Origin of the sequence: Hydrogenophaga sp. (genome assembly GCF_051860785.1) — a bacterium.
Lineage (GTDB): Bacteria > Pseudomonadota > Gammaproteobacteria > Burkholderiales > Burkholderiaceae_C > Hydrogenophaga.
Genome location: NZ_JBIMLB010000004.1, coordinates 269,359 through 292,097, shown reverse-complemented (window position 1 = coordinate 292,097; position 22,739 = coordinate 269,359). Strand labels below are relative to the sequence as shown.

The 22,739-nt window shown below is 64.9% G+C and carries 34 protein-coding genes and 1 pseudogene; 29 read left to right on the top strand and 6 right to left on the bottom strand.

Going from position 1 to position 22,739, the window contains the following annotated elements; genetic code table 11:
* The 6 genes and pseudogenes from ACTIF6_RS08470 to ACTIF6_RS08445 form a co-directional block, all read right to left on the bottom strand.
* Nucleotides 1–322 (bottom strand): annotated as a pseudogene (locus tag ACTIF6_RS08470) (IS21 family transposase); the annotation flags it as partial.
* Nucleotides 323–440: 118 nt separating this feature from the next.
* Nucleotides 441–899, bottom strand: coding sequence for a hypothetical protein (locus tag ACTIF6_RS08465; RefSeq protein WP_439587522.1), 459 nt, complete (start codon nucleotides 897–899; stop codon nucleotides 441–443).
* A 603-nt stretch (nucleotides 900–1,502) separates the two neighbouring features.
* Nucleotides 1,503–1,925: a hypothetical protein gene (locus tag ACTIF6_RS08460; RefSeq protein ID WP_439587521.1), complete on the bottom strand. Its 423-nt coding sequence runs from the start codon at nucleotides 1,923–1,925 to the stop codon at nucleotides 1,503–1,505.
* 140 nt (nucleotides 1,926–2,065) lie between these two features.
* Complete coding sequence (locus ACTIF6_RS08455) at nucleotides 2,066–2,500, bottom strand: thermonuclease family protein (protein ID WP_439587520.1); 435 nt, start codon at nucleotides 2,498–2,500, stop codon at nucleotides 2,066–2,068.
* Nucleotides 2,497–2,811, bottom strand: a complete 315-nt coding sequence (locus tag ACTIF6_RS08450; RefSeq protein WP_439587519.1) for a hypothetical protein — start codon at nucleotides 2,809–2,811, stop codon at nucleotides 2,497–2,499. The genes ACTIF6_RS08455 and ACTIF6_RS08450 overlap by 4 nt, the downstream gene beginning before the upstream one ends.
* A gap of 22 nt (nucleotides 2,812–2,833) precedes the next feature.
* Nucleotides 2,834–3,388: a hypothetical protein gene (locus ACTIF6_RS08445; protein WP_439587518.1), complete on the bottom strand. Its 555-nt coding sequence runs from the start codon at nucleotides 3,386–3,388 to the stop codon at nucleotides 2,834–2,836.
* Between ACTIF6_RS08445 and ACTIF6_RS08440 the strand changes: the two genes are divergently transcribed.
* The 29 genes from ACTIF6_RS08440 (at nucleotide 3,372) to ACTIF6_RS08300 (ending at nucleotide 22,724) form a co-directional block, all read left to right on the top strand.
* Nucleotides 3,372–3,623, top strand: coding sequence for a hypothetical protein (locus ACTIF6_RS08440; RefSeq protein ID WP_439587517.1), 252 nt, complete (start codon nucleotides 3,372–3,374; stop codon nucleotides 3,621–3,623). The genes ACTIF6_RS08445 and ACTIF6_RS08440 overlap by 17 nt on opposite strands.
* 112 nt (nucleotides 3,624–3,735) lie before the next feature.
* The gene (locus ACTIF6_RS08435; protein WP_439587516.1) at nucleotides 3,736–4,101 is read left to right on the top strand and encodes a hypothetical protein; all 366 of its coding nucleotides are present in this window, start codon (nucleotides 3,736–3,738) and stop codon (nucleotides 4,099–4,101) included.
* Nucleotides 4,098–4,340: a hypothetical protein gene (locus tag ACTIF6_RS08430; RefSeq protein WP_439587515.1), complete on the top strand. Its 243-nt coding sequence runs from the start codon at nucleotides 4,098–4,100 to the stop codon at nucleotides 4,338–4,340. Before ACTIF6_RS08435 ends, ACTIF6_RS08430 begins: the two co-directional genes overlap by 4 nt.
* Nucleotides 4,333–5,127: a hypothetical protein gene (locus ACTIF6_RS08425; RefSeq protein ID WP_439587514.1), complete on the top strand. Its 795-nt coding sequence runs from the start codon at nucleotides 4,333–4,335 to the stop codon at nucleotides 5,125–5,127. Before ACTIF6_RS08430 ends, ACTIF6_RS08425 begins: the two co-directional genes overlap by 8 nt.
* Nucleotides 5,127–5,468 carry a hypothetical protein gene (locus tag ACTIF6_RS08420; RefSeq protein WP_439587513.1) on the top strand — a complete coding sequence of 114 codons (342 nt, stop codon included), beginning with the start codon at nucleotides 5,127–5,129 and terminating at the stop codon, nucleotides 5,466–5,468. Before ACTIF6_RS08425 ends, ACTIF6_RS08420 begins: the two co-directional genes overlap by 1 nt.
* Nucleotides 5,461–6,465 carry an AAA family ATPase gene (locus ACTIF6_RS08415; RefSeq protein WP_439587512.1) on the top strand — a complete coding sequence of 335 codons (1,005 nt, stop codon included), beginning with the start codon at nucleotides 5,461–5,463 and terminating at the stop codon, nucleotides 6,463–6,465. Before ACTIF6_RS08420 ends, ACTIF6_RS08415 begins: the two co-directional genes overlap by 8 nt.
* Entirely contained in the window at nucleotides 6,462–6,818 is a 357-nt protein-coding gene (locus ACTIF6_RS08410; protein ID WP_439587511.1) for a hypothetical protein, read from the top strand. Before ACTIF6_RS08415 ends, ACTIF6_RS08410 begins: the two co-directional genes overlap by 4 nt.
* Nucleotides 6,815–7,306: a hypothetical protein gene (locus tag ACTIF6_RS08405; protein WP_439587510.1), complete on the top strand. Its 492-nt coding sequence runs from the start codon at nucleotides 6,815–6,817 to the stop codon at nucleotides 7,304–7,306. Before ACTIF6_RS08410 ends, ACTIF6_RS08405 begins: the two co-directional genes overlap by 4 nt.
* Nucleotides 7,303–7,464: a hypothetical protein gene (locus tag ACTIF6_RS08400; protein WP_439587509.1), complete on the top strand. Its 162-nt coding sequence runs from the start codon at nucleotides 7,303–7,305 to the stop codon at nucleotides 7,462–7,464. Before ACTIF6_RS08405 ends, ACTIF6_RS08400 begins: the two co-directional genes overlap by 4 nt.
* 8 nt (nucleotides 7,465–7,472) lie before the next feature.
* Nucleotides 7,473–7,931: a DUF1367 family protein gene (locus ACTIF6_RS08395; protein WP_439587508.1), complete on the top strand. Its 459-nt coding sequence runs from the start codon at nucleotides 7,473–7,475 to the stop codon at nucleotides 7,929–7,931.
* A gap of 43 nt (nucleotides 7,932–7,974) precedes the next feature.
* Complete coding sequence (locus ACTIF6_RS08390; protein WP_439587507.1) at nucleotides 7,975–8,619, top strand: hypothetical protein; 645 nt, start codon at nucleotides 7,975–7,977, stop codon at nucleotides 8,617–8,619.
* A gap of 17 nt (nucleotides 8,620–8,636) precedes the next feature.
* On the top strand, nucleotides 8,637–8,906 hold the full coding sequence (locus ACTIF6_RS08385; protein ID WP_439587506.1) for a hypothetical protein: 270 nt from the start codon (nucleotides 8,637–8,639) through the stop codon (nucleotides 8,904–8,906).
* A complete protein-coding gene (locus tag ACTIF6_RS08380; protein WP_439587505.1) occupies nucleotides 8,903–9,397 on the top strand; it encodes a hypothetical protein in 495 nt (164 codons plus the stop codon). Before ACTIF6_RS08385 ends, ACTIF6_RS08380 begins: the two co-directional genes overlap by 4 nt.
* Nucleotides 9,394–9,636 (top strand): hypothetical protein, encoded by a 243-nt coding sequence (locus tag ACTIF6_RS08375; protein ID WP_439587504.1) that lies wholly within the window; start codon nucleotides 9,394–9,396, stop codon nucleotides 9,634–9,636. The genes ACTIF6_RS08380 and ACTIF6_RS08375 overlap by 4 nt, the downstream gene beginning before the upstream one ends.
* Before the next feature lie 8 nt (nucleotides 9,637–9,644).
* Nucleotides 9,645–9,935, top strand: coding sequence for a hypothetical protein (locus tag ACTIF6_RS08370; protein ID WP_439587503.1), 291 nt, complete (start codon nucleotides 9,645–9,647; stop codon nucleotides 9,933–9,935).
* 41 nt (nucleotides 9,936–9,976) lie between these two features.
* On the top strand, nucleotides 9,977–10,312 hold the full coding sequence (locus ACTIF6_RS08365) for a hypothetical protein (protein ID WP_439587502.1): 336 nt from the start codon (nucleotides 9,977–9,979) through the stop codon (nucleotides 10,310–10,312).
* 3 nt (nucleotides 10,313–10,315) lie between these two features.
* Nucleotides 10,316–10,588: a hypothetical protein gene (locus ACTIF6_RS08360; protein ID WP_439587501.1), complete on the top strand. Its 273-nt coding sequence runs from the start codon at nucleotides 10,316–10,318 to the stop codon at nucleotides 10,586–10,588.
* Nucleotides 10,588–12,213 carry a portal protein gene (locus ACTIF6_RS08355; RefSeq protein WP_439587500.1) on the top strand — a complete coding sequence of 542 codons (1,626 nt, stop codon included), beginning with the start codon at nucleotides 10,588–10,590 and terminating at the stop codon, nucleotides 12,211–12,213. Before ACTIF6_RS08360 ends, ACTIF6_RS08355 begins: the two co-directional genes overlap by 1 nt.
* Nucleotides 12,210–12,497: a hypothetical protein gene (locus ACTIF6_RS08350; protein WP_439587499.1), complete on the top strand. Its 288-nt coding sequence runs from the start codon at nucleotides 12,210–12,212 to the stop codon at nucleotides 12,495–12,497. Before ACTIF6_RS08355 ends, ACTIF6_RS08350 begins: the two co-directional genes overlap by 4 nt.
* The gene (locus ACTIF6_RS08345; protein WP_439587498.1) at nucleotides 12,487–13,353 is read left to right on the top strand and encodes a hypothetical protein; all 867 of its coding nucleotides are present in this window, start codon (nucleotides 12,487–12,489) and stop codon (nucleotides 13,351–13,353) included. Before ACTIF6_RS08350 ends, ACTIF6_RS08345 begins: the two co-directional genes overlap by 11 nt.
* A 193-nt stretch (nucleotides 13,354–13,546) precedes the next feature.
* Nucleotides 13,547–14,413 carry a phage capsid protein gene (locus tag ACTIF6_RS08340; protein WP_439587497.1) on the top strand — a complete coding sequence of 289 codons (867 nt, stop codon included), beginning with the start codon at nucleotides 13,547–13,549 and terminating at the stop codon, nucleotides 14,411–14,413.
* An 18-nt stretch (nucleotides 14,414–14,431) separates the two neighbouring features.
* Entirely contained in the window at nucleotides 14,432–14,887 is a 456-nt protein-coding gene (locus ACTIF6_RS08335; protein ID WP_439587496.1) for a hypothetical protein, read from the top strand.
* A gap of 69 nt (nucleotides 14,888–14,956) precedes the next feature.
* Nucleotides 14,957–15,529, top strand: coding sequence for a hypothetical protein (locus ACTIF6_RS08330; protein ID WP_439587495.1), 573 nt, complete (start codon nucleotides 14,957–14,959; stop codon nucleotides 15,527–15,529).
* Nucleotide 15,530: 1 nt separating this feature from the next.
* Nucleotides 15,531–17,741, top strand: a complete 2,211-nt coding sequence (locus ACTIF6_RS08325; protein WP_439587494.1) for a hypothetical protein — start codon at nucleotides 15,531–15,533, stop codon at nucleotides 17,739–17,741.
* Nucleotides 17,738–18,178, top strand: a complete 441-nt coding sequence (locus tag ACTIF6_RS08320; RefSeq protein WP_439587493.1) for a GNAT family N-acetyltransferase — start codon at nucleotides 17,738–17,740, stop codon at nucleotides 18,176–18,178. The genes ACTIF6_RS08325 and ACTIF6_RS08320 overlap by 4 nt, the downstream gene beginning before the upstream one ends.
* Nucleotides 18,179–18,658, top strand: a complete 480-nt coding sequence (locus ACTIF6_RS08315) for a hypothetical protein (protein WP_439587492.1) — start codon at nucleotides 18,179–18,181, stop codon at nucleotides 18,656–18,658.
* 3 nt (nucleotides 18,659–18,661) lie between these two features.
* Complete coding sequence (locus ACTIF6_RS08310; RefSeq protein WP_439587491.1) at nucleotides 18,662–20,680, top strand: hypothetical protein; 2,019 nt, start codon at nucleotides 18,662–18,664, stop codon at nucleotides 20,678–20,680.
* Nucleotides 20,680–22,320 carry a hypothetical protein gene (locus ACTIF6_RS08305; RefSeq protein ID WP_439587490.1) on the top strand — a complete coding sequence of 547 codons (1,641 nt, stop codon included), beginning with the start codon at nucleotides 20,680–20,682 and terminating at the stop codon, nucleotides 22,318–22,320. Before ACTIF6_RS08310 ends, ACTIF6_RS08305 begins: the two co-directional genes overlap by 1 nt.
* Nucleotides 22,320–22,724 carry a hypothetical protein gene (locus ACTIF6_RS08300; RefSeq protein WP_439587489.1) on the top strand — a complete coding sequence of 135 codons (405 nt, stop codon included), beginning with the start codon at nucleotides 22,320–22,322 and terminating at the stop codon, nucleotides 22,722–22,724. The genes ACTIF6_RS08305 and ACTIF6_RS08300 overlap by 1 nt, the downstream gene beginning before the upstream one ends.
* Nucleotides 22,725–22,739 lie beyond the last annotated feature (15 nt).

Here is a 22,739-nt window from a genome sequence, read left to right as displayed (position 1 = left end):
TGTAGGCTTGGCCCGCGTGTTGATGCTGGTACTCCTCCCACAGCAGTTGCAGCGTGACACCGGGGCGGCGCAGCTCTTGGTGGATGTGAGCGTGCTCAGGCTCCAGGTGGCGGGACTCTCGCGCCACCGGTGGCCGGTACAGCCGCGCTTGCAGCTCTTCGTCGCTCAAGGTCTGGGCCAAAGCCCAGTCCACGCCAGCCACGCGTGCGTAGCTGGCTATCTCGCTGACGGTGGATTTGGAGATGCCGAGAGCGGCACCGATTTGGCGGGTGCTCAATGCCCCGGCGTGCAGCAGCTGCAGTGTGTGTCGTATTTTGCTCATGGTGACCCTGGGTGTGGGCATTGCTGGTTCCGGTCGAAAAACCGGTCAGCGTATGCCGCGTTTGGGTCACTCAGAACACCCTCAGGTGTCCGCCATCAAAATGGAATGCTGTCCGCCATCACCGTGGAACGGTGTCCGCCATGGCGGTGGAACACTGTCCGCCATCAGCCTGGAATCGTGTCCGCCATCGCGTGGAATACGCACAGGTCACCTCGATCCACTGCGGGTCGTCGCGGGTGATCTTCCAGGAGGAAGACAGGCCATGCTGAGACAGCGCGGGCGTCACGGCATTCACCACGGCAAACAACTCGGCGTAGGCCTTGCCGCGCAGGGGGCCGTCGTTGACCTGCCGGTTCTTGATGATGCGCACTGCCTCGGCCTTGAAGTTGGCAAATGCGCGGTCGTAGGCCTTGCGCGCCTCAGTCGCTTCCCAGCGCTCCTGCAACGCCATCAGGCGCTCCAGCTTCTCGATGTCCGCGTTCTGCTGGACCGCCATCTGCAGGAGCAGGGCGGGCGTGGGGTGCTGGTTGGTGGGCGTGGAGACAGACGCCTCCGCCACGTCGATCAGATCGTTCATGGTGTTCTCGGTTGATCAGGAAGGGAGCACGCCAGCGCATCCAAGGACGGCGAGCGCGACGGCGGCGAGGATCGAAGACCAGATGACGATCCGGTTTTCGCGGTCCAGTTGGGCGCGGGTGGGCTTCATCGCTTGAACTCCGGCACCAGCGGCTGCAGAGGGCGCTTGGCGAACTCGCGCAAGATGGTTTGGACGGTCTGAGCGCCTTCGGAAGGCTTGCAGCCAGCACAGCGCGGTCGAACGTCCTGGCACACACCCAACTCGTCGCAGGAGGGCCGGGCAGGGCAGTCCGGGCCACGTGTGCAGCGGCCCCAGGCATCGCAGCAGTTCATTTCTTGCCACCCTTCCCGGGCTTGCCATGCGGTTTGCCCTTCGGACCCTTGGGCCCGTGGTTCGGCTTGCTGTGGCCAGTGTTGGGCTTGGTGGGTCCAACCTGCCCACCACCCGGGCCTGCGTTGTTGCCCTCAGAAGGGCCAGCAGGACGGCTCACAGCACCGCCAGTTGCGCGAGTGCCGCTGTCGCAGTTCAGGCGGGTAGGGTCGCAAGGCTTCGGCGCAGAACACGCGCCCAGCACCAGCGCAAGGATCAGGATGGAGGCGTGTTTCATTCGTCCACCCCCTGCGTGTAGTGGCTCGCCCAGACCGTCGCCATGCGCGTGGCAAGCTGGCGGCACAGCAATGCGTGCATCGGGTCCGAGCACTTCATGCCCGACAGCAGCATCTGCATCAGGTCGCTGTACCCAGGCCCATCGCCCACGTCCAGCGCCTCGGCCATGATCTCGAACAGGGCCTGCGTGCGCTTCGGGCGCAGCGGGTCATTCAGGTTGATGTGCAGCCTGCGGCAAGCCTCGTAGTCCGTCACCAGACCCGCCCACGGCTGGAAATTCCCAGCGTTGCCAACCTCCACCGCCCGCATGAAGTTCGCGCGGGTCTCGGCCTCGGCCTCGTCTTGTCGTTCCTGCGTGGCAAGCAGGCCGCTCAGCGTGTCGCTGTCGCGAATGCTCTGGATCTCCGGAATCGCTGACATCTGCTCTCTCCTGTAGGGGCCTCGGTGTGAGGACCGTTGGGAGAACTGTACCGAAATCGGTATGCAAATGCAACCGAAAACGGTACGGCAGATCGATGAAACTTACAAATCGAACCGAATGCGGTTTTAGTTTTCGGCTATCAGCGCGCTTGGGGACGGCGCCAGTCCCATGGCGGGATGGGTTCGGGGTCGGTCCAGAGGCCCACGCGTGCAGCGCGGGCGGCGTCCTGAGCCTGGGCCACCTCAGGGTCGGTCAGGTACTTGGTGTAGGCCCAGGCCATGCCGGCGCGCACCTGCAGCAGGTTGGCATCCTGTCCCTGGCATTCCACGCGCGCCACGGTGCGCCCGTAGCGGTCGCGGGTGGTGGGTCGAATGGTGGCCACCTGCTGGAAGCACAGGCTGGCCAGGTGCTGGCGGCTGCGGTTGCCGAAGGGCTGGGCCTTCTCGGGGGCGTCGATCTCCGCCAGACGCACCTTCACCTGCTGATAGGCCCCAGGCTCACCACAGCGCGCGGTGAGGGTGTCGCCGTCGGCAATGGCCACCACCAGGCAGAGCAGGGCCCCCGCTGTCGTCATCCCCGGCGTTGCCGGAACGCCCCCGCCATCGCGGCCACCAGCCCAGGGATCATGAATATCAGCCCGGGGGCCGCAAGCAGCAGCGCAAAAGCCCAGTGCCATCCCCAGATGCTGTACGCGCAGAAAAACGCCCCGACCGACAGCGGCAGCGTGAACTTGAACAGCAGCGCGCCCGCGACAGCGGCCACCCCCCACCAAAAGCCGAATTGGTGCTCAATGCCAGCCCACCCAATGGCAAGCATAAAAATGCCCACCCCCAGCATGCCAAACACCATCACGAGGCCAAGTGCCCCGCTGAAAAAATCCTTCATCTACTCCCCCTTGGCGGCAGCGTTACAGGTCGGAAAACCCTGAATCTGGCCCCTGCGGCCGATCCTTCTTTTTGAGCTCGGTGGTGATCTTCATGCGCTGTTCCACAGTCTCGTCGGACGCGGCATTCCCGAGTATTGAAGCCAGCAGGGCGCGACGTTGGGTGTCGGTCAGCGCCGAAAGTGCTGCCTGGGCGTTACTGATCTTCTGTCGCTCGATGCTCTCGTCACGCAATAGATCGGAAAGCGACATCCCGAAGAAATGGGCGAACTTCTGAGCGGTGCCAAGCCGTAGACCGAGCGAGCCCTTTTTCGCGAGTTGGATGGCATTTGCTCCGATGGAGTAGCCAGCCTGGGCCATGTCCTTGCGGAGCTTCGCCACGCTCCTGTCCCCCATCAAGTCGTTAAAGCGCGCGGCTAGGCCCGGGTCGATCCCCTCGTCATCGTCAGATCCGGTTCCCACTTCCTCGGCAGCTTTTGGCATGCAGGCAAGTTTGCCGCCTTGGCAAACCGAAAACGGTATGGCACAATGAACCGATATCGGTACAAACGAGGCCTCAGACATGACCATCGAGCCCATCACGGAATTCCTTAAACGCAGGCTGCGCGAGGCTGGCCCAGGCCGGTTTGACGCTATCGCTACCGCGACGGACGTGACGCCCAGCTTCATCCGCAAGTTCGTCTACGGCAGTCGGGAGAACCCGCGCGTTCAGACCGTGCAGCCGTTGCTGGACTACTTCGCCGCTGTCGATCGCGGCGAGGTCCAACTGCCTGACCCACACGTCACACCCGAGCCCGCAGGGCAGGGGGCCTGAAATCGAGAAGGGGCTGGTGGTCGTCATGGCCACCAGTCTCTTTTTTTCGCCCGAAATCGAGATGGCAACAGACGGCAACCGAAGTTTCCATCTCCATGCCGAGAGGTTAAAGATGAGCCAACTCACACTGAATTTCGAGCCCGCGCTGCCTGAGCGTTTCAGGTCGCTGCGTGCCTTCGTTGCCCATCGCTCGGCGGTGGTGGACAAGAAGCAGGGCCAGCAAGCCGCCGACATGGATCTGGCGCCCAGCACGCTCAGCCGCAAACTGAACCCGTCCGATGGTGACACCCAGCGCTTCAACGTGGACGACCTGGAGGCGTGGCTGGAGAGCACTGGCGATGCCCCTGCGGTGGTCGAGTACATCGTCGCCAAGTACATGGACTGCGACAAGGCCCGGCACCAGCGAACGGTTGCCAACGCCGAAAAGCTGATCGGGGAGCTGGTGAAGATGCTGCCCGCGCTGAGGGCCGGCGCATGACCACCTTCACCCCCGAAGAGCAAGCCCTGGAGCAGCACATCAAGGACTGCGGGTTCCGCATGTCGGCCGCGTACGCAGCTCAAGACTTCGATGACGCCCGCCGCTGGCAGGCCAGGATGTACGACGCCATCAACAGTCGATCGTCTGAGCACCGTGCGAAGCGGTACGCGCAGATCGACTCGGCTATCTGGTTTCAGAGCCCTGAGGCGCTGGAGCTGGGGAAGGCGCCGCATGCGTGACTACGCCAAGGTCGAGCCCAAGATGTGGCACGGAGCCACTATGAAGGCCCTTCGAAGGGTGCCCGAAGGGGTAATCGTGGCCATGTACCTGATGACCTCACCGCAGTCCAACATGCTCGGGCTGTTCAGCCAGCCGGTGCTGTACATGGCACACGAGACCGGACTGGGCTCTGAAGGGGCTTCGAAGGGGCTTAAGCACTGTATAGAAGTCGGCTTCTGCAGCTTCGATGAAGAGTCGGAATTCGTCTGGGTCCACGAGATGGCGAAGTACCAAATCGCCAATGAAATCAAGGCTTCCGACAACAGGAGCAAGGGCATCCAGAAGGACTACGACGCCCTGCCGGACAACCCATTCCTGGGTGCATTCTTTGATCGCTACCGCGAGGCATTTCACCTCACAAATCGAAGGGGTGGGGAAGCCCCTCCGAAGGCCCTTCGAAGCCAAGAACAAGAACAAGAGCAGGAACAAGAGCAGGAGATTAGCGCCGAGCTCCTGTCGGACTCGACGCCGCCTCCTGAGCCTTCGGCGTTCACGATTTCCTTGAACGACTCCACCGAGTTCGTGGTGCCAATGTCGGCGTTGCGGGACTGGGCGTTGACCTTCCCGGCTGTGGACGTTGAACAGGAGTTGCGTGAGATGCGGGCGTGGTCGCTGGCAAACAAGCCCCGGCGAAAAACCCGGCGCGGCATTGAGGCGTTCATCGTTCGCTGGTTGGCCAAGGCCCAGGACACACCAGGGCGGGTTCGAAGCGAGCAAGGCTCATCGATGTTCGAAGGGGCCATCTGATGCGCGGCCACGACAGCCTCATCAGCATGCGCCGCGCCGGCCAGCGTCCGGCCATGGTGTTCATCAACGACTGGCCCTGCAAAACCGACTGGTTGGAGCACGGCGACCACGCAACCGTAAGCACTGCCGGCGATGCGATCGAGCTGCTGGACCTGCGGTTTCTGGTCGGCCTGCAGGTGAGCGTGAGCAGCGGTGATGAGCGCCGCGCGCGCGCCCTGTTCGACCGGTGCAAGGCTGCTGGCGCTGCGCTGGTGGCCGCGAACCATGTTCAACCCGAAGTCCAGCCGCACCTGCAAGCCGGCTGGACCGACATCTGGACCCGAGAGGTAGCCCATGGCTGAGTTCCTGACCGACGACATCGACTTCGAGGCCTACATGCGCGACACGGACGCCCAGGCCCGCGTGCGTCCAGCGGCCGATTACGTGCAGACCCTCAAGGATCGGCTGCGCGGGCGCAAGAAGCAGCGCTTCGTGTACCTGCCGTGGGAGAAAACGCAGGCCAATTTCGACTTCCGCTGCGGCGAGGTCACGGTGTGGGCCGGGCAGAACGGCCACGGGAAAAGCCACGTCGCCCGGGTGGTGGCGCTGTCGCTGATGGGGCAGGGCGAGCGGGTGTGCATCGCGAACTTCGAGGCCAAGCCCGCGGTGACGCTGCAGGCCATGGCGCGCATGTTCGTCGGCAAGAACCCGTTTTCGCCGGAGTACCAAGCCGACAGCGGCATCGCGGCGATCGAGGGCCTGTACGACGATTTCGGGGCCTGGACCAACGGCCGGCTGTGGCTCTACGACCAGTTCGGCACCACCCACGCGGCGCGCGTGCTGGGCATGGTGAAGTACTGCGGCGCGGAGCTCGGCATCAAGCACGTTTTCGTCGACAACCTCGCGAAGTGCGTGCGCGACGAGGACGACTACAACGGCCAGAAGGCATTCGTGGACGAGTGCACGGCCATCGCTCGAGATCTGGACATCCACATCCACATCGTCCACCACCTGAAAAAGCCGTCACGCGAGACCGACAAGCCCGACAAGGGCGATGTGAAGGGCAGCGGCGCGATCGTGGACCAGCCGGACAACCTGTTTCTGGTGTGGCGCAACAAGGCCAAGGAAGACGCCCGCAAGGCCAACAAGGTCGAGCACCAGGAAGAGCCCGACCAGGTTCTGTACTGCAAGAAAAACCGCAACCATGAGGGCATGGCCGACGGCGAGCCGACCATTGCGCTGTGGCTGCACCGCGAGTCCGGGCAGTTCCTGGGCAGCGCGCACGCCGGGCCGATGTACTTCAAGGTCTACCCGCACCGCGAGCCGGCGCCGGTGTTCCGTGAATGGGAGGCCGCATGACCACGGTCTACCGCTGGCAGGATGACGAGGGGCGCGGCCCCTACCGCCCCGGGTTCTCGCGCGCTTGGGTTGACCCGCTGCACGAGATCAAAAACCCCGCCATGTTCACCGAGTTCGGCGTGGGCGTGGTGGGCAAGGCATTGCCGGGCGAGGGTCTGGGCTGCGCCTTCCGAACTGTGGAGCAGATGAAGGCGTGGTTCAGCGAAGGGGAGCAGGAACGCCTGCGATTCTTCGGCTACACCTTCGTCGCGCTGGAGGCTGACCGCATCGTGGCGGAGTCCGAGCGGCAACTGGTGTTCGCTCGCCGAAAGCCGTTCAGGTTCGGGGCCACCCCAGTGGAGGTACCAGCATGATCGTCATCGGCATTGACCCCGGATTGAGCGGCGCGTGCGCCGTGCTGGACCACAACGGCCTGCGCGCGGTGTTCGATCTGCCCATCATGCCCATCCCGGACGTGGGCCACAAGGCGCTGGTGAAGAAAAAGCTGGACGGCCGGGCGTTGCGCCGCCTGCTGCTCGACACGTGCGCTGCCAACGAACCCGTACTCGCGGTGGTGGAGGCCGTGGGCGTTATGGGCGGCAAGAACAACAGCATCCAGACGCAGGGCTCCCTGCTGCGCACGCTGGGAGCCGTCGAGAACACGCTGGAGTGCCTGAACCTGGTGGTGGTCTATGCGCCGCCCAAGGTCTGGAAGGGTTTCTACGGCCTCACCGCCGACAAAGACGCCGCGCGTCACGTTGCGCAAGCGCTGTACCCCGACGCCCCATTGAAGCGGGTGAAGGACCACAACCGGGCGGAATCGATCCTGATCGCTCACTGGCACCTGAGGCACGCAGCATGAACCCCGACAACTACGACCTCCAGCACACCGACATCCCCCAGCCCAAGGATGTGGACGACGAGGTGATCACCCGCGACTGGCCCATGCCGAACATGACCCCATGGGCACCCAAGCCCCAGCCCACGCTGCTGGAGCGCATCCGGGAGACGTTCCGATGAGCAAGTGCGTGATCATCAAAAACGACCAGGGCCGCCTGGAGGGCATCGACCCGGCCGGCCAGCGCGCCTACCTCAAGTGGCGCCGGCTGGTCACTGACTTGCCCGTGGGACAGACCCTGAGCTTCAGCTACCGCATGCCCCGAAGCCCGGCCCACCACCGGCTGTTCTTCGCGAAGCTGAACAGCCTGCTGGCCCGAACCGAGGCGTTCGACGACCTGGACAAGTTGCGCTACTGGCTGGTGATGGGCGCGGGCTACTTTGACCTGGTGCCCGGGTTCGACGGCAAGCCCAACGCAATCCCTCGCTCGCTCGACTTCGAGAGCATGGACGAAGCGGAATTCTCCGAGCTGCACCGGCAGGTGGACAGCTTCCTCTGGGGCACCCGAGCCCAGGAAACCCTCTGGCCCCACCTCGACGACGAACGCCGATACCGGTGCGTCGAGAGCTTCCTGCGGGAGTTCGAATGAAGTCCGCTGCACCAAAGTTTCATTCACACCATGGAGTTCAAAAATGAAGTTCAAAGTTGATCGCGAGCGCGGCAGGATCGTGTTCTACCTGCGCAGCAACAGCTACAAGGAACTGGCGTGGGCCACGCTCGGCATTCACGGCCTGCAAGCGGAGATTGAATTTCCGTCCGACTGGCACGAAGAGAAGCGCGGATGGATTCGGCTGGGCCTTGGCTTCGGCAGCCTCAACGTGTCGTTCCCCTGGAGCAAGGTGGTGCCAGACGAAGGCCAGTGCTCCGGGCCGCGATACGGGTTTCAGTTCTACGAAGACCTGATGTGGATTCGCTGGGGCAAGGACACGGGCCGATTCAAGACCGACCCCCACAAGGCCATCTACATGCCCTGGGCGTGGAAGCATCGCAAGCACGAGGTGCTGACCGACGAAGAAACCTACCCGTACACCTACACCCTGCGATCAGGAGAGGTCCAGAGCCGCACGGCCACGATCAAGCACGAGCGCCGACTGTGGACGCGTTGGTGGTTGCCATTCCGCCGCGTGAGCAACGCGATAAACGTGACATTCAACGACGAGGTGGGCGAGCGAAGCGGATCGTGGAAGGGTGGGTGCATCGGTTGCGGCTACGAAATGCAGCGGGGCGAAACCCCTGTTCAGACTTTGCGCCACATGGAGCGTGAGCGCAAGTTCTGACGGAAGGATCACCGATCGTGCAGAGCCCGAACAAGAAACCACCCACCAAAGCCGAGGCCGACTACATCCGCCTGGTGGCCATCCAGCCCTGCTCAGTGTGCGACCAGCCCGGCCCCAGCGAAGCCCATCACATCCGCCAGGGCGACCAGTACACCGCCGTGGCCCTGTGCATCGAGTGCCACCGAGGCCCATCCATGGGCTGGCACGGCGGAAAGATCGCCTGGCGCGTGCGCAAGATGGACGAACTGCAGGCCCTGAACATCACGATCAAGAGGCTGATGGCATGAAACTGAACGACATCAAGGCTCGATGCATCGAAGAGGGCAACTGCTGGATGTGGCAAGGCCCCATCGGCAAGACCGGATACCCCATCACCAAGCTCAAAGGCCATCAAGCTCCGGCCTTGGTCCGCCGGCTTGTCGTTGAACTCGTCGGCCGACCGCCCGCACCACGCCAACCTGTGATCGCAACCTGTGGGGATCGCCGATGCTGCAACCCCGCCCACCTTGAGCTCAGCAGCCCGTCAGAAGTCGGGAAGGCAGCGGCAAAGAAGGGCGCATTTTCCAGCCTGACCCGTCGGGCCAAGATTTCAGCCGGCGTGCGCGCCAGCGGGACAAAGCTGACCGAACAGCAGGCCGAAGAAATCCGAGCCAGCGACAAGCCACTGAGGGAAATTTCCAGGCAGTACGGAATCAATCGTTCAGGCGTGCGCCGCATCAAGACGGGTGAGACCTGGGCCGACTACAGAAACCCGTTCGCGGGACTGGGGGCACGATGAGCAAGCCACCCATCGATGTTATGGACGCCGCATGGCGTGAAGCGTGCGAGTCCGGCATGAGCGGCTACATCGTGATGGATGGCACCGCGCAGCGCGTGATCTCGCGCTTGGAAATGGAAATCGACGCACTCGACCGTGTGTGCTCACCTGCAGGCCTCAAGAGCCTGTTTCCCGGTTTGGGCGCTCGGCAGGGTCGCGTACGCGCGTTTCGCGCACGCACGCGAGGTATGAAGGCTTGAGCCCCAGCATGCTGCCAGCCCTTCCACCCGAGATTGCCCAAGGTGCCCGCATCGACTGGGAGCGGGTCATCATGGACATCCAGCGCTCAACGTGGCTCGCGGGCACGAGCGAGCGGTATTCGGATGTGGCGATTGCTCGGGCGTGCGGGCGTGGGAAGACCTGGACGTGGTCACTTCGGAACATCCCGGGGACGGAGCCCAAGTTCCACGACGCCTTGCTGCTGCTGGGGTTGTGGGTGGAGAAGACGGGCGGCACGACACCGCCAGTCCGTCGGGAAACCGAACGCATCGCAGGCTGACACTGCGGCGGTCTCAAACCGCCCATTCGCAGGAGCCAGCCATGTCCAAAGCCCCCCGTGTCCAGAACGTCCAGACCCCCGGCGCACAGCCAGTCGAAGAGCAGGACACCGGCGCAGGCACCGCTGCCGAACTGAGCACCGAGAGCCCCAACGAGCCTGGCGTGGCCCCTGACATTGCCACCCTGGTGGCCGCCGAAGTCGCCCGCCAGATGGCCCAGCGCACCGCAGCTCCAGCGGCCGCAGCCGCTGCACCACTTCCCACGCAAGAGGAAGCCCTTGCCAAGGTGAAGGCCGATCCCAAGCACCGCAGCGTGCTGTCCGTGGATGGCTTCGTGGTCTGGAGCGAGCCCACTCCGACGCCTTTCGCAAAGGCTTGATCCATGTGCACCGGCCTTGAACTGCTGGCTGTAGGAGCGGCGGGGGCCACGGCAGCGACGACGATCAGCCAAGCCAACGACGCAAAGAAGGACCGTAAGCAGGCCCAGGCCATGGCCGCCAACGCTGAAACCGAGCGCAAGGCCGCCGAGACCAAAGCCACGCAGGACGCCTACGCCTCCACCCAGATGCGCAAGCAGGCGCTTCGCAGCAACTCCCTTTTCACCGGCGGGTCCGGTGGTGCAGAGCCCGCAGCCCGTCAAACCTTGGGGGTCTGATGGCCGCCGATCCAAAGAAGCTCAAGCGGCGCAACAGCGACCTGCAGGCCTCAAAGCAACTGCACGAGCAGGTGTGGAAAGACTGCTACGACCTGAGCCTGCCGGCACGTGCCAACGGCCTGCTGTCCGAGATCATCACGGCCACCGACGCCCAGCAGCGCAAGGCCATCATCTACGACTCGACCGCCACGGACTCCGTGCGCGTGGGCGTGGCCACCATCATGGGTGGCATGGTGCCGAGCAACGCCCAGTGGTTCTACCTGGACATCGGCAAGGAAACAGACGCTGAACAGGTGTGGCTGGACGAGGCCGCAAAGTTCGTGTGGGAGAACATCCACGCCAGCAACTTCGACGCCGAGGCCTTCGACGCCATGCTGGATGTGTGGATCGCAGGCTGGCACGTGCTGTACTGCGACGAGGAGGAGGGCGGCGGCTACTACTTCGAGACCTGGCCCGTGGGCGAGTGCGCCATCGGCTCCAGTCGCAACGGCGGGACGGTGGACACGGTCTACCGCAAATACACGCTCACCGTCAGCCAGGTGGTGACCGAGTTCGGCTTGGACAGCGTGTCCGAGAAGACCCGCAAGCTCTGGGACGAGCAGAAATACGACGAGAAGGTCAACCTGCGCCACGCCATCGAGCCGCGCGAGGTGTACGCAGTCGGTGCCAAGCTGGGCAAGAACATGCGGTTCGGCTCCGTGCACATGGAGTGCGACACCGACAAGACCCTGCGCGAGGGCGGGTATCACGAGTTCCCGTGCATGGTGCCGCGCTGGTCGCGCCTGCCGAACTCGGCCTATGCCCTGGGTCCGATGTCTGATGCATTGCCGGACGTGCGCACCCTGAACGAGGTGACGAAGTGGACTCTGATGGGTGCAGAGACCACCCTGGCCCCGCCCATGCTGGCCATCGACGACGGTGTGCTCAACCCGCGCAACATCAAGATGGGGCCGCGCAAGATCATCGTGGCCAACTCCGCCGACAGCCTCACGCCCCTGATCACCGGCGCGAAAGTCGAGTTCGGGATGATGACGCGCGAGAACCTGCAGGCAGGTATCCGCAAGATCCTGATGGCCGACCAGTTGCCCCCTGTGGAGGGGCAGGCTAAGACCGCCTACGAGTGGAGCGTGCGCGTGGCGATGCTGCGCCAGATGCTCGGCCCCATGTTCGGCCGCTTCCAGGCCGAGTTCCTGCAGCCCCTGGTCGAGCGCACCTTTGGCATTGCCTGGCGCGCCAACATCGCCAGCAACTTCGACCTGCTCGGCAAGCCGCCCGAGTCCCTGCTGGACCGCAATTTCACGGTGCGCTACCTCTCGCCCCTGGCCCGTGCACAGCGCGAGGAAGAGGTGGCGAGCATGGATCGCTTCGAAATGGACCTGGGCATGACCGTGCAGAACACCGGCAAGCCCGACCTCATGGACCTGTACGACTGGGAAGAGGGCAAGCGCATGAAGTCCCGCATGCTGGGCGTGCCGCAGAAGCTCATCCGCGATGCCAAGCAGTTGCAGGCCATCCGCGATCAGAAGGCCGAGGCGCAGAAAGCCGCCACCCAGCAGGCCCTTGCGGTTGAAGGTCAGGCTGAAATGCAGGGCGCCATGGCTCAGCGCATGGCGAAAGCAGCGTGAGAACTCCCGACGAACTGGCGGCGATCGCCGAGCAGCGGCGTGTCGATGCGCTGTTCCGCGACATCTTCGAGACCGACAAGCGCGGCGCGGAGATCTTCGAAATCCTGTACCGACGATTCGCAGCCAAGGCCAAGGTGCACACGGCCGGCGGTATCGACGCGGTGCTCAAAACCTACCAAGACGCCGCGCACCGTGAGGTGATCGAGTTCATCGTGGCAGCGTGCAACCGTGCCAACGGCGTCGACGATTCCCCCAACCCACCAGGAGAGAACGATGACGACTGACACCGCGACCGCCCCCGCCGCTGCACCTGCCGAGGCACCAGCACCAGCACCATCCCCCGCTGCTCCCGCGCCTGCACCGGCCGCAGAAGCGCCAGCCCCCGCGCCAGCTGCAGCCAAGGAAACGCTGTTCAGCAAGCCCACCGACCCGCCAGCCCCAGCGGCTGAGAAGACCGAGGGCGCCGCACCCGAGTGGTTGCCCGAGAAATTCCGCGTGCTCACCGATGGCAAGTTCGATGCCGATGCATCGTCGAAAAAGCTGGCCGAGTCCTACGCCAACCTGGAGAAGCACAAGGGTCAGCCCGCACCTGCCAAGGTCGAGGACTACACCGACAGCCCGGTACCCGAAGAGTTCAAGGACGTACCACTCGATCCCGTCCTGACGCGCTCTTTTCGTGAAGGCGCACACAAGGCCGGCCTCTCTCAGCCCCAACTCGATTTCGTCATGGGCGAGTACTTCAAGCTGGTGCCCTCGCTGCTCAACGCTCAGGCCGCCGCAACTGCCGACGAAGCACGCGCAGAACTGTCCAAAGTGTGGAGCACACCGGCCGAGCTGCAAAGCAACATGACCGCCGCCGAGCGCGCCGTAGCTGCAGTGCCCGCCGAACTGCAGGAACAGATCCGCACGGAGTTCGGCACGAACGCGCTGTTCTGGCAGTTCGCCGCCCAGTTCGGCAAGGAAGTCGGCGAGGACCGCCCAGCAGCCCCTGCTGGCGGATCGCAAGGCGTCACCGATGTGGAAGCCCTGATGCGCTCGGAGGCCTACCGCAACGCAAAGCACCCCGACCACGCGAAGGTCAGCGCCCAGGTGTCGCAGGCGTTCAGCAAGCGCGTGGGCGATGCCGAGGTGATGGGCTGACATCACTCCGTCGGGAAACCGAACACTTTGCGGAATGACACTGCGGCCCATCCCAGGGGCCTGCAGTGGCATGCAGATAACCCAAGCGCCCGCACAGCAGACATAGCCGGTCACCGCTGACGTACTTGCAGGCCCGAGCAGTCGGACAACCTGAACCAAAGGCTGAACCCATCTTCAACCTCGGAGTTCAGAAATGCCGAAGATCACTCAAGCATTCGTCACCGCCTGGGACACGGCCATTCGTGTCGAAGCGGCACAGCGCGAATCCCGCCTCGCCTCCGCTGTTCACGACCGTGGCAGCATCACCGGCGAGTCCTTCACCATCAACTTCCTTGGCGACGACGGTTCGCTGCTGGATGCCAACACCGTGCGCCACGGTGACACCGAATGGTCCCTCGCGGATCACTCGACGCCCATCGTGAACATGGCCGACTTCTACAAGGCCTTCCCGCTGGACCGCAACGACATCCCCAAGATGATCGTGAACCCGGTGACCGGCGGCGACTACATGGGCCTGCTGATGGCGGCCAAGAATCGCCGCATCGACGACATCATCTACAAGGCTGCGCGCGGCTCGCAACTCAAGAAGGACGGCACGTCCGAAGCGCTGCCCAGCGGCCAGAAGATCGCCCACGGCTCGACTGGCTTCACCAAGGCCAAGATCATCGAGGCCAAGAAGATCTTCCGCAGCAACGAAGCCGACGAGTTCGCCGGTGAAGAGCTGTACATCACCTACGACAGCCTGATGCTGGAAGACGTGCTGACCGACACCACGCTGACCAGCGCCGATTTCATGGCCGTGAAGATGCTCCAGAACGGGGACATCAGCGGCAAGTGGATGGGCTTCAAGTGGATTCCCTACAACGGCATCGAGCGTGCCGGTGGCGTGAGCTACCCCATCGCCTGGGCCAAGTCCGGCATCCACTTCGGCAAGGGCTACGAAGAAGGCAACGTGGGCCAGCGGCGCGACAAGAAAGACGCCTGGCAGGTGTCCATGGGTGCCAGCTACGGAGCCGGCCGCCAGGACAAAAAGAAGGTCGTTGAGATCGCCTTCCAGTAACCCACCAGGAGCACACACATGCCTGAAATCAACTCCCGCCAAAAGACGGCCATCGCGGCCGGTCAGAAGGTGCTCAACAGCGTGAACGGCACTCCCAAGTGCCTTGTGTTCACGTCCCCCGCGGCTGCTGCCTGGGCTCAGAACGACACGCTCGCTGCGGGTCAGAAGATCCCGGCCGGCTCGCGCATCTTGAGCAACTGCGCGGTTTCGTGCGGCGCTCTGGGTGCGTCGGTCACCTTCGACCTGGGCCTGCGCCACTTCGTGACCGGTGCCGAGGTGGACCTGGACGGCATCGCCTCCAACGTCGCCTCCGCCACCGCTGGCACCTACGCGGCCAACAACGGCGTGCTGGTGGCTGGCGGTGTGGACAGCGTGACCACCGTGGACACCGAGCCCGTGCTGACGCTGGAAGCAGCGAACCCGACCGACGACATCCAGATCCGGGTGGAAATCTGGTATCTGCCGCCGGGCTGATCCAGGCCCGCCCTGGGTGCAACCGAACCGGGGGGCCATCGTGCCCCCCGTTTTTCTTGAGAGGAACGCATGGCAACCGATGTCGAGATCTGCAGCAGTGCGCTGCTCCTGCTGGGTGACAAGCCCATCGCGTCCTTTGCCGACGGCACGCCACGGGCGAGCATCTGCGCCAACACCTACTCGCTGGCCAAGGCCGACATCCTTCGCAAGCACAACTGGAACTGCGCCACGAAGCGCGTGATCCTGTCGCCTGAGTCCACGCCGCCCGCCTTCGACTGGAAGTACCAGTTTGCCCGCCCCAATGGCTGGCTGCGCACCATCCAGGTGGGCTACCAAGGTCAGATGCTGGACTACGCCATCGAGGGCATCCGCATCATGGCCAACACCAACGTGCTGCCGCTGGTCTACGTGGCCAACGTGCCCGAAGGTGAGTGGGATTCGCTGCTCACCATGGTCATGGTCAAACGCATGGAGATGGACCTGGCGTACCCCATCACGAAGAGCACCAGCCTGCGCGACTCGCTCAAGCAGGAGTTCTACGCCAACGGCGTCGGCGTGCTGGCCCAGGCCAAGACCATCGACGGCCAGGAGAACCCGCCCGAGGACTGGGGCGACTCGCCTTTCCTGCAGGTGAGAGGCTGAGATGCCCAAGGTCCAGACGATCACCACGAACTTCTCCGCCGGGGAGCAGTCGCCCCGCCTGCGCGGCCGGGTGGACATCGAGAAGTACAACGCCAGCGCCAAAGAGCTGCGCAACTGCGTGGTGTTCAAGCAGGGTGGCGCCACCATCCGCCCGCCAACCCGGTTCATCGGTGAGGTGAAGACCTCCACCGAAGAGGCCCGAATCGTCCCCTTCGTGTTCTCGCGCACCGATGCCTACCTGCTGGAGCTGGGCAATCAGTACATGCGCGTCTGGAAGAACGGGCTGGCTGTGGAGTCGTCGCCCGGCACGCCCTACGAAATCTCCACGCCATGGGCGTTCAATGAGCTGGTGGACCTGGACTACAGCCAGGGCGCTGACACCATGCTGGCATGCCACGGTGACCACGCGGTGCAGTCCATCCGCCGCTTCGGGGACGCGCGGTGGGTGCTGGCAGACGCTGCATTCCTGCCCGGCGCCGTGGCGGAGGTAGGCGACCGAGGCACCATGACCATGACCATCAGCAACGTGGCCGTGGGTGCAGGTCGCACGCTCACCGCCGGGGCGAGCTTCTTCCTGGCCGCAGATGTAGGCCGGCGCATCACCTGGGGCGGAGGGGTCGCGCTGATCACCGCCGTGGGCTCTGGCACCAGTGCCACCGCCACGGTAGAAACGGCATTCGGCCAGACTGTGGCGAACGGCTCGACTATTCCCGCCAGTGCTGCACCGGTGTGGGTGCTCGAAGGATCGCCGCAGGCCACAAACACCCCCAGTGCTGCCAGTCCGCTGGGTGCAACCATCACCCTTACCCTGGGCGCGGCCGGGTGGAGGACGGATGTCGTCAATTCGGTGGTGGACATCAATGGCGGGCTGGTTCGGGTCACCAGCTACTCGAGCAACACGGTGATCAGCGGCGTGATCGTCAAGGTGCTGAGCGGCACCACCGGTGCACCTGCAGATGCGTGGGCACTGCGCAAACCCGCGTGGAACCCGCACGACGGCTACCCCAAGGCCGTGACCTTCTACCAGCAACGCACCTGGCTGGCGAATACGCGGCGTTACCCGCAGACGCAATGGGGCTCCATGTCGGGCCTGTTCTTCGACTTCACCCCGGGTGTGGAAGACGACTCTGCGGTCTACAAGACCCTGGACTCCGACGAGGTGAACCCGATCGAGTTCATGAGCAGCGGCAACAACCTCGTGTCGCTGACGCTGGGCGGTGAGTGGGAAACCCGGGGCGGGATCGAGAAGCCTGTGACCCAGACCAACGCCAACATCAAAGAGCGCACCGGCTGGGGTTGTGACCGTGTGCGGCCCGAGAAGATCGGCTCCGAGCTCATGTTCGTGGAAGAGGGCGGCAACGTGATGCGCGCCATTTCCCCCAGCGAGGTGGACGGCTTCACCTCCCGCGACGTGTCGGTTTTCTCCGAACACCTGTTCCGCCTGGGCGTGAAGTCCATGGCATTCGAGCAGGCGCCTGAATCTGTGCTGTGGATCGCCACCATGGACGGCAAGCTCATTGCGATGACCTACAACGCCGAGCAGAACCAGGTGTCGCCGTGCTCTGGTGACGTGGGCGGGAAGGTTGAGTGGGTGGCCAACCTCCCCGGCGGCACCTACCTGCTGGTCAAGCGCACCATCGACGGGCAGACGAAGCGCTACATCGAGCTGCTGGACTGGGGCGCCTGGCGTTCCACGCAGGAGGTGCGCAACGCCCACGATTGCCGCAAGGAAGTCACCGGGCCAGCATCTGACACCTGGGCCGGCTTCGATCACCTCGAAGGCGAGACGGTCAGCGTCCTGGCCGACGACATCTACATGGGCACGCAGGTGGTGACGGGCGGAGAGATCACGCTACCGCGCACCGCCACCAAGGTCTCGGCCGGCCTGCCTTACCTCGGCCGCATCGTGCAGGAATCGCCCGAGGTGGGCACAGGAACCGGCACATCGCAGGGCCAGGCCATTTCCGTGCACAACACCAAGGTGCGATTCCACAAGACCATCGGCGCGCGGCTCAACGGGACCGAAATCCAGTTCCGCCAGTTCGACACGCCCATGACGCTGGACCAGCCGCTGGAAGCCTTCACCGGGCTCAAGGACATGTCAGACCTTGGGTGGGAGCAGGGCGAGAGCGAGATGGTGCTGGAGCAGCCGTATCCCTACCCGTGGACGGTGCTGGCCATCATCCGCAACATCACGGTGAACGTCGGATGATCCGCCCGGCGAACGCCCTTGATCTGCCGGTCCTGCTGGACCTGGGCGAGCGCATGCACGCAGAGAGCCCGCGCTTCTCGCGCCTGACCTTCTCACGTGCCAGGCTGCACGACACGCTGCGCGGCCTGCTCGACAGCCCTGCCGGCTTCCTGTGGGTGGCGGAGCACGCGCAGGTGATCGGTGGCATGGCCGGGATCATCGGCCCGCACTGGGCCAGCGATGACCTCGTGGCCACCGACCTTGCCCTGTTCATCGACGAGCGCCAGCGCGGTGGCATGTCCACGGTGCGGCTGGTCGCCCAGTACCGGCAGTGGGCACGCGAGCGCGGCGCGCGCATCGTGCAGGTGGGTGTGACCACCGGCGTACAGACCGAACAAACCGCCCGGCTCTATGAGCGCCTGGGCCTTGCCCGCTGTGGGCTGATCCTGGAGGCTTGAATGTGCACTGGCGCTGAAATGTTGATGATGGGCGGCACCGCCATGGGTGGCTTCGCCAGCAGTGAGCAGGGCAAGACGCAGAACGCCCTTGCGCAGGTCGATGCGGCCTACGAGCGGGACGCTGCCACCCAGCAGGCCGATCGCATCCTGCGGGCAGCACGCACCCAGAAGGGCGCGGCACGCGCAGCGACGGCGGCCAGCGGCGCCCGGCTGGACGAGTTCTCCCTGGGTGCTGAGCACGAGATCGACACGCTGGCCAACCAGGATGCGGCCATGACGATCCTGACCGGTGGGCGACGTGCCGGCACCATGGAGCGCTCGGGCCGCATGGCAAAGAAGGCCGGGGACAACAAGCTCAACGCCTCCCTGTTCCGCACCGGCGCGCAGGGCTACAGCAATTGGAAGGGCGCAAAAAAGGCCGCCACCACGCAGCCCTTCTACGACGGCACCACGGGTGACTTTTCCGGATGGGAGGGCTGACCCATGGCGAAGATCCCACGCGGTGAGGGTTTCGGCGAAGTCACGGCCCGCTCGGGCAATCTGACCATGAGCGGCGCCGCCGGGTCGGAGGCGGCCTATGGTGGTGCGCTCGCGCAGTCTGTTGAGGGGGTGGGTGCCCAGATGGTCGATCAGGAGCGGCGCGAGGCTGCAATCCTTGAGCGCCAGGCCAAGGCCACCCGAGAAGCTGCGAACCGCACGAAGGCGGCGGTGGAACTCCAGAACATGGAGACCGACCTGGACATCATTGGCGACGAGGTGGCCGCCGGCATCCAGGATGGCACGATCGACAAGACCGCAGCCAACGACGAATTCAAGCGCCGCACGCAGGAGCGCATCGCGGCGGGCATGCCCAACATCCCCCCCGAGCACGCCACGCTGGCGCAATCCTCTGCCACCAACCGCGCCGCGCGCCTGGGCCGCAGTGTCGGCAAGGCGGTGCTGCAGCGCGATCAGCAGGACGTGCGCTCCGGCCTCCAGTCCCAGCTCGAATACGCCCAGCGCCTGTACGTGAAAGACCCGGCTGCGGCCGACCAGATGGTGAGCGAGACCATCGAGGCCCTGGGCCCGTTCAGCGGTCTCAATGCCGCCGAGCTGCAGAAGGCTCACCAGGGCTGGCGCGAGAGCACCCGCCTGAACAAGGCGCAGACGCTGGTGAACGAGGCCAAGCGCGACAACAAGGCGCTCGACAAGGTAGCCGCGTCCCTGAATTCGGATGAGTTCGCCGACATCGACCCGCAGCGCAAGACCACCCTGCTCGGGCAGATCGAGGGCTTCCAGGTGTCCAACATCCAGCGTGCGGAAGCCGAAGCGCGCCGCCGTCAGGCTGAGCAGGAGCGCTACCTACGCAAGGCCGAAGCCGAGTTCAACGCTGCACAGTCGCTGGTGACGCAGGGCAAAGTTCTGTCCCCCGAGTACATCGACCGCGTGACCAAGGCGGTGCAGGGCACGCCCTACGCGGCGGCGCTCAAGGAATCCATGCGTCAGGGCCCGGAGAACACCGCGTTCGGCGTGCAGCCGCTCAATGTGCAGCAGGCCACCCTGGACGCCGCGCGGGCCGATCTGCTGCGGACTGGCACGAATCCCAAGGCCGAGGAAAAGCTGGGCGCCCTGCAGAAGGTGCATGACGCCGCGGTGCGCGACTACAAGGAAGAGCCGCTGCGCGCGGCGCTGGAGCGCGGGGTGATTCAGCAGATCGAGCCCGTGGACACCAGCAGCGTGCAGAACCTCGTGGCGACCATGGCCCGCCGGGTGGATCAGGCGTCCATGACCCGCCAGCAGGTGGGCACGCCGGTCTCGCCCCTCCTGAACCAAGAGGCCGAGAAGGTCGGGCAGATGATCAACAACCTGCCGGTGGAGCAGCGCGCCACGGCGATTGCCCAATTGGCGCAGGTGGCAGGGCCTGAACAGGCCGGCGCGCTTGCACGGCAGATCGCGCCGAAGGACAAGGCGCTGGGCATCGCCCTGGGCATGGCCGGCTCCATGACCACGCAGGGGCGACATACCTCGGAGATAGTTTTGCGCGGGGCACAGGCCATGAAGGACAAGGCCGTGAAGGCCGACAACGCGGCCGTGACCGGCATCCGCGCACGTGTCGCGCAGGTGATCGGTGACGCCTACCCGTCCGAAGAGGTGCGTGAAGCCATGATCGATGCGGCGGTGTTCGCTGAATACGGCCTGCAGTCCGAAGGCTCGGGCGACCTGTCGCGCGCGGTGCGCCTGGTCACCGGTGGCGGGATCGTGGAGCGTGGTGGGCGAAAGGTTCCGCTGCCGCAGGGCATGACCTCCAGCCAGTTCGACGAGCGCCTGCGCACCCTGACGCCGAAGGATCTGCGCAGCGATACCGTGGTGGTGGGCGGTCAGACCATCCCCGCCAAGGACTTCATCAGCAAGATTCCCGACGCACCCCTGATCGTGCGCGGCAATGGTCGGTACGCGGTGCAAGCAGGCAACGGGCTGGTGATGCGTCCCGACGGGAAGCCCCTGATCGTGGAGGTGCGCTGATGCTGCTCGACGCATTCGACGCTGCCCTGGAACAGTCGGTCAACGACATTGCCAAGCGCCCCCGGGCTCCGAAGCCGCAGGAGCCGTCATTCAGCATGTGGGGCGCGGTGCGCGGTGGTGGGCGCGGAACGCTGGCGGGCGTGGCTGAAGGCATGGCCTCCACCGCCGAGGTGCTGGGAGCCTTCGGTCAGGTGAGTGCAGCCACGGGCGCTCGCTCAGGCGGCATGTTCTCCATGCAGACCGAGGCCGAGAAAGCCGAGACCGAGAAGCAGGCCAGGGCCATTCAGGAGCAGGGCGTTGACTACCGGTCGGGCGCTGGCATCAGTTTCCGCAACGTGGCCGAGGGCTACATGCCCGATCCGGTGACCGCGCATGGTGCCGAGCAGGCGGTGGCGGAGTTCGGGCGGTTGGGCGCCAAGGCGATCCTGGCCGGGGTGACCATGGGCCCGCTGGCCGGCGCTGCGGTGGCTGGTGCCGAGGAAGGCTTCACCGAGGCCGAGAAGCTGGCCCGCCAGGGCGTGGACGCGGAGACCCGGACCAAGGCCGGCGCGGTCACTGGTGCGATCACTGCGCTGGGCTTCGGACTGCCCGTGGCGGGAAAGACCGTTGCGGGCACCGTGGGCCTGGCCGTGGCCGGTGGGCCTGCCTCATTCATGGGACAGCAGGCCGCCACGCGCGCGATTCTGGAGAACGCCGGCTACGACAAGCTGGCCGACCAGTACGACCCCTTCGACCCCGCAGGTTTGGCCCTGTCCACCCTGGTGCCGCTGGGCTTCGGTGCACTTGCTATGCGCTCCGCTGCTCGAGCAAAGGGCCATGCCCCCAGCGAGCGCACGCCGGTGGCCCAGGCCGTGGACGAGGCGACCGTGGACGCTGCCCGCGTTGAGTTGCTGCGAGAGCACGTAGAGGCCAACCGTGCCACGCCACCCGATGACCTGGTGGCGAGCGCCGCGCACGACAAGGCCATGTCCCGGGCCATTGATCAGATGGCAGGAGGTGAGCGTGTAGAGGTGGCCGATGTGCTGCCCGAAGCCGCAGCCGCCCGGATCGTGGATGAGATGGAGACCCGAACCGCCGGGCTGCGCGAGGAAATGGACGCGGCGCAGGCGCGGGGTGAATTGCCAGAGGTGGCGCGCGCGGAGCCGCAGCGCTACGACATCGCACGCCTGGCCGACGAAGCGCGCGGGCTGCTGGACGACGGTCGGCCAGTCGGTGAGGTGGTGGGCCGCATGAAGGCCTCGGGCATGGATGTGTCCCCGGAACTGCAAAACATGCTGATCGGGGTGTCCGAGTTCGCCGGGCGCATGCCTGAGCTGATGGACTCGTTCCGTGCACTGGAGACGCGCAAGGCTGGCGCGCCGGTGCAAGACCTGATCGCTGATGCGGTGGATGGCATGCGCCAGGGCGGGGAAGCCAAGGCCAAGCCCAACCCCCTGCAGGAGCGGATCGACGCCCTGATCGTCGGGAAACCGAACGCGCTCGAAGAGAAGATGCCCATCACTTTCGACGAGCAGGGCCGCGCCACCGAACAGGTGAGCATGCGCGAGTACCTGGAATCCGTCACTCGTGAGTCTCAGCAGGAAGCCGCCGAAGCTGAACTCATCCAGGTTGCGGCGAACTGCTTTCTTGGGGGCCTCTGATGCAATACGCCGTATCCATTCGTGACGCGCAGAACAACGCGGTCGAAACCGACATTGGCACCTCGCCCATCTTTCGCGTGTACAACGGCACAGCCCCTGCGAACGTGGCCGCCGCCCTCTCGGGCAACACGCTGTTGGCAGAAGGCACCCTCCCCAGCGACTTCATGGGCGCGTCGAGCGCTGGCGTCAAGGCCAAGGCGGGCACCTGGACCTTGACCGGCCAATCTGGTGCAGGGTCTGGCACGGCAGGCACGTTCTTCCGCATCTACGCGTCCGACGGCACCACCGCAAAGGTTCAGGGCACCTTCGGTGTGGGTCAGGAAGCCGTGCCCGACAACAACAACATCGCCAACGGGCAGTCCGTCAACGTCGCCACGTTCAGCATCACGCGCGGCAACGGCTGATGCAGGCTTGACGGC

Excerpts from the sequence above, each read along its gene's own strand:
- ACTIF6_RS08410 (WP_439587511.1), top strand. The coding sequence starts at position 6,462 with ATGACCACGGTCTACCGCTGGCAGGATGACGAGGGGCGCGGCCCCTAC.
- ACTIF6_RS08340 (WP_439587497.1), top strand. The coding sequence starts at position 13,547 with ATGCCGAAGATCACTCAAGCATTCGTCACCGCCTGGGACACGGCCATT.
- ACTIF6_RS08365 (WP_439587502.1), top strand. The coding sequence starts at position 9,977 with ATGTCCAAAGCCCCCCGTGTCCAGAACGTCCAGACCCCCGGCGCACAG.
- ACTIF6_RS08360 (WP_439587501.1), top strand. The coding sequence starts at position 10,316 with ATGTGCACCGGCCTTGAACTGCTGGCTGTAGGAGCGGCGGGGGCCACG.
- ACTIF6_RS08345 (WP_439587498.1), top strand. The coding sequence starts at position 12,487 with ATGACGACTGACACCGCGACCGCCCCCGCCGCTGCACCTGCCGAGGCA.
- ACTIF6_RS08315 (WP_439587492.1), top strand. The coding sequence starts at position 18,179 with ATGTGCACTGGCGCTGAAATGTTGATGATGGGCGGCACCGCCATGGGT.
- ACTIF6_RS08370 (WP_439587503.1), top strand. The coding sequence starts at position 9,645 with ATGCTGCCAGCCCTTCCACCCGAGATTGCCCAAGGTGCCCGCATCGAC.
- ACTIF6_RS08460 (WP_439587521.1), bottom strand. The coding sequence starts at position 1,925 with ATGTCAGCGATTCCGGAGATCCAGAGCATTCGCGACAGCGACACGCTG.
- ACTIF6_RS08415 (WP_439587512.1), top strand. The coding sequence starts at position 5,461 with ATGGCTGAGTTCCTGACCGACGACATCGACTTCGAGGCCTACATGCGC.
- ACTIF6_RS08430 (WP_439587515.1), top strand. The coding sequence starts at position 4,098 with ATGACCACCTTCACCCCCGAAGAGCAAGCCCTGGAGCAGCACATCAAG.
- ACTIF6_RS08330 (WP_439587495.1), top strand. The coding sequence starts at position 14,957 with ATGGCAACCGATGTCGAGATCTGCAGCAGTGCGCTGCTCCTGCTGGGT.
- ACTIF6_RS08335 (WP_439587496.1), top strand. The coding sequence starts at position 14,432 with ATGCCTGAAATCAACTCCCGCCAAAAGACGGCCATCGCGGCCGGTCAG.
- ACTIF6_RS08325 (WP_439587494.1), top strand. The coding sequence starts at position 15,531 with ATGCCCAAGGTCCAGACGATCACCACGAACTTCTCCGCCGGGGAGCAG.
- ACTIF6_RS08400 (WP_439587509.1), top strand. The coding sequence starts at position 7,303 with ATGAACCCCGACAACTACGACCTCCAGCACACCGACATCCCCCAGCCC.
- ACTIF6_RS08435 (WP_439587516.1), top strand. The coding sequence starts at position 3,736 with ATGAGCCAACTCACACTGAATTTCGAGCCCGCGCTGCCTGAGCGTTTC.
- ACTIF6_RS08380 (WP_439587505.1), top strand. The coding sequence starts at position 8,903 with ATGAAACTGAACGACATCAAGGCTCGATGCATCGAAGAGGGCAACTGC.
- ACTIF6_RS08300 (WP_439587489.1), top strand. The coding sequence starts at position 22,320 with ATGCAATACGCCGTATCCATTCGTGACGCGCAGAACAACGCGGTCGAA.
- ACTIF6_RS08425 (WP_439587514.1), top strand. The coding sequence starts at position 4,333 with ATGCGTGACTACGCCAAGGTCGAGCCCAAGATGTGGCACGGAGCCACT.
- ACTIF6_RS08320 (WP_439587493.1), top strand. The coding sequence starts at position 17,738 with ATGATCCGCCCGGCGAACGCCCTTGATCTGCCGGTCCTGCTGGACCTG.
- ACTIF6_RS08455 (WP_439587520.1), bottom strand. The coding sequence starts at position 2,500 with ATGACGACAGCGGGGGCCCTGCTCTGCCTGGTGGTGGCCATTGCCGAC.
- ACTIF6_RS08310 (WP_439587491.1), top strand. The coding sequence starts at position 18,662 with ATGGCGAAGATCCCACGCGGTGAGGGTTTCGGCGAAGTCACGGCCCGC.
- ACTIF6_RS08420 (WP_439587513.1), top strand. The coding sequence starts at position 5,127 with ATGCGCGGCCACGACAGCCTCATCAGCATGCGCCGCGCCGGCCAGCGT.
- ACTIF6_RS08405 (WP_439587510.1), top strand. The coding sequence starts at position 6,815 with ATGATCGTCATCGGCATTGACCCCGGATTGAGCGGCGCGTGCGCCGTG.
- ACTIF6_RS08440 (WP_439587517.1), top strand. The coding sequence starts at position 3,372 with ATGACCATCGAGCCCATCACGGAATTCCTTAAACGCAGGCTGCGCGAG.
- ACTIF6_RS08375 (WP_439587504.1), top strand. The coding sequence starts at position 9,394 with ATGAGCAAGCCACCCATCGATGTTATGGACGCCGCATGGCGTGAAGCG.
- ACTIF6_RS08305 (WP_439587490.1), top strand. The coding sequence starts at position 20,680 with ATGCTGCTCGACGCATTCGACGCTGCCCTGGAACAGTCGGTCAACGAC.
- ACTIF6_RS08355 (WP_439587500.1), top strand. The coding sequence starts at position 10,588 with ATGGCCGCCGATCCAAAGAAGCTCAAGCGGCGCAACAGCGACCTGCAG.
- ACTIF6_RS08450 (WP_439587519.1), bottom strand. The coding sequence starts at position 2,811 with ATGAAGGATTTTTTCAGCGGGGCACTTGGCCTCGTGATGGTGTTTGGC.
- ACTIF6_RS08390 (WP_439587507.1), top strand. The coding sequence starts at position 7,975 with ATGAAGTTCAAAGTTGATCGCGAGCGCGGCAGGATCGTGTTCTACCTG.
- ACTIF6_RS08465 (WP_439587522.1), bottom strand. The coding sequence starts at position 899 with ATGAACGATCTGATCGACGTGGCGGAGGCGTCTGTCTCCACGCCCACC.
- ACTIF6_RS08445 (WP_439587518.1), bottom strand. The coding sequence starts at position 3,388 with ATGGGCTCGATGGTCATGTCTGAGGCCTCGTTTGTACCGATATCGGTT.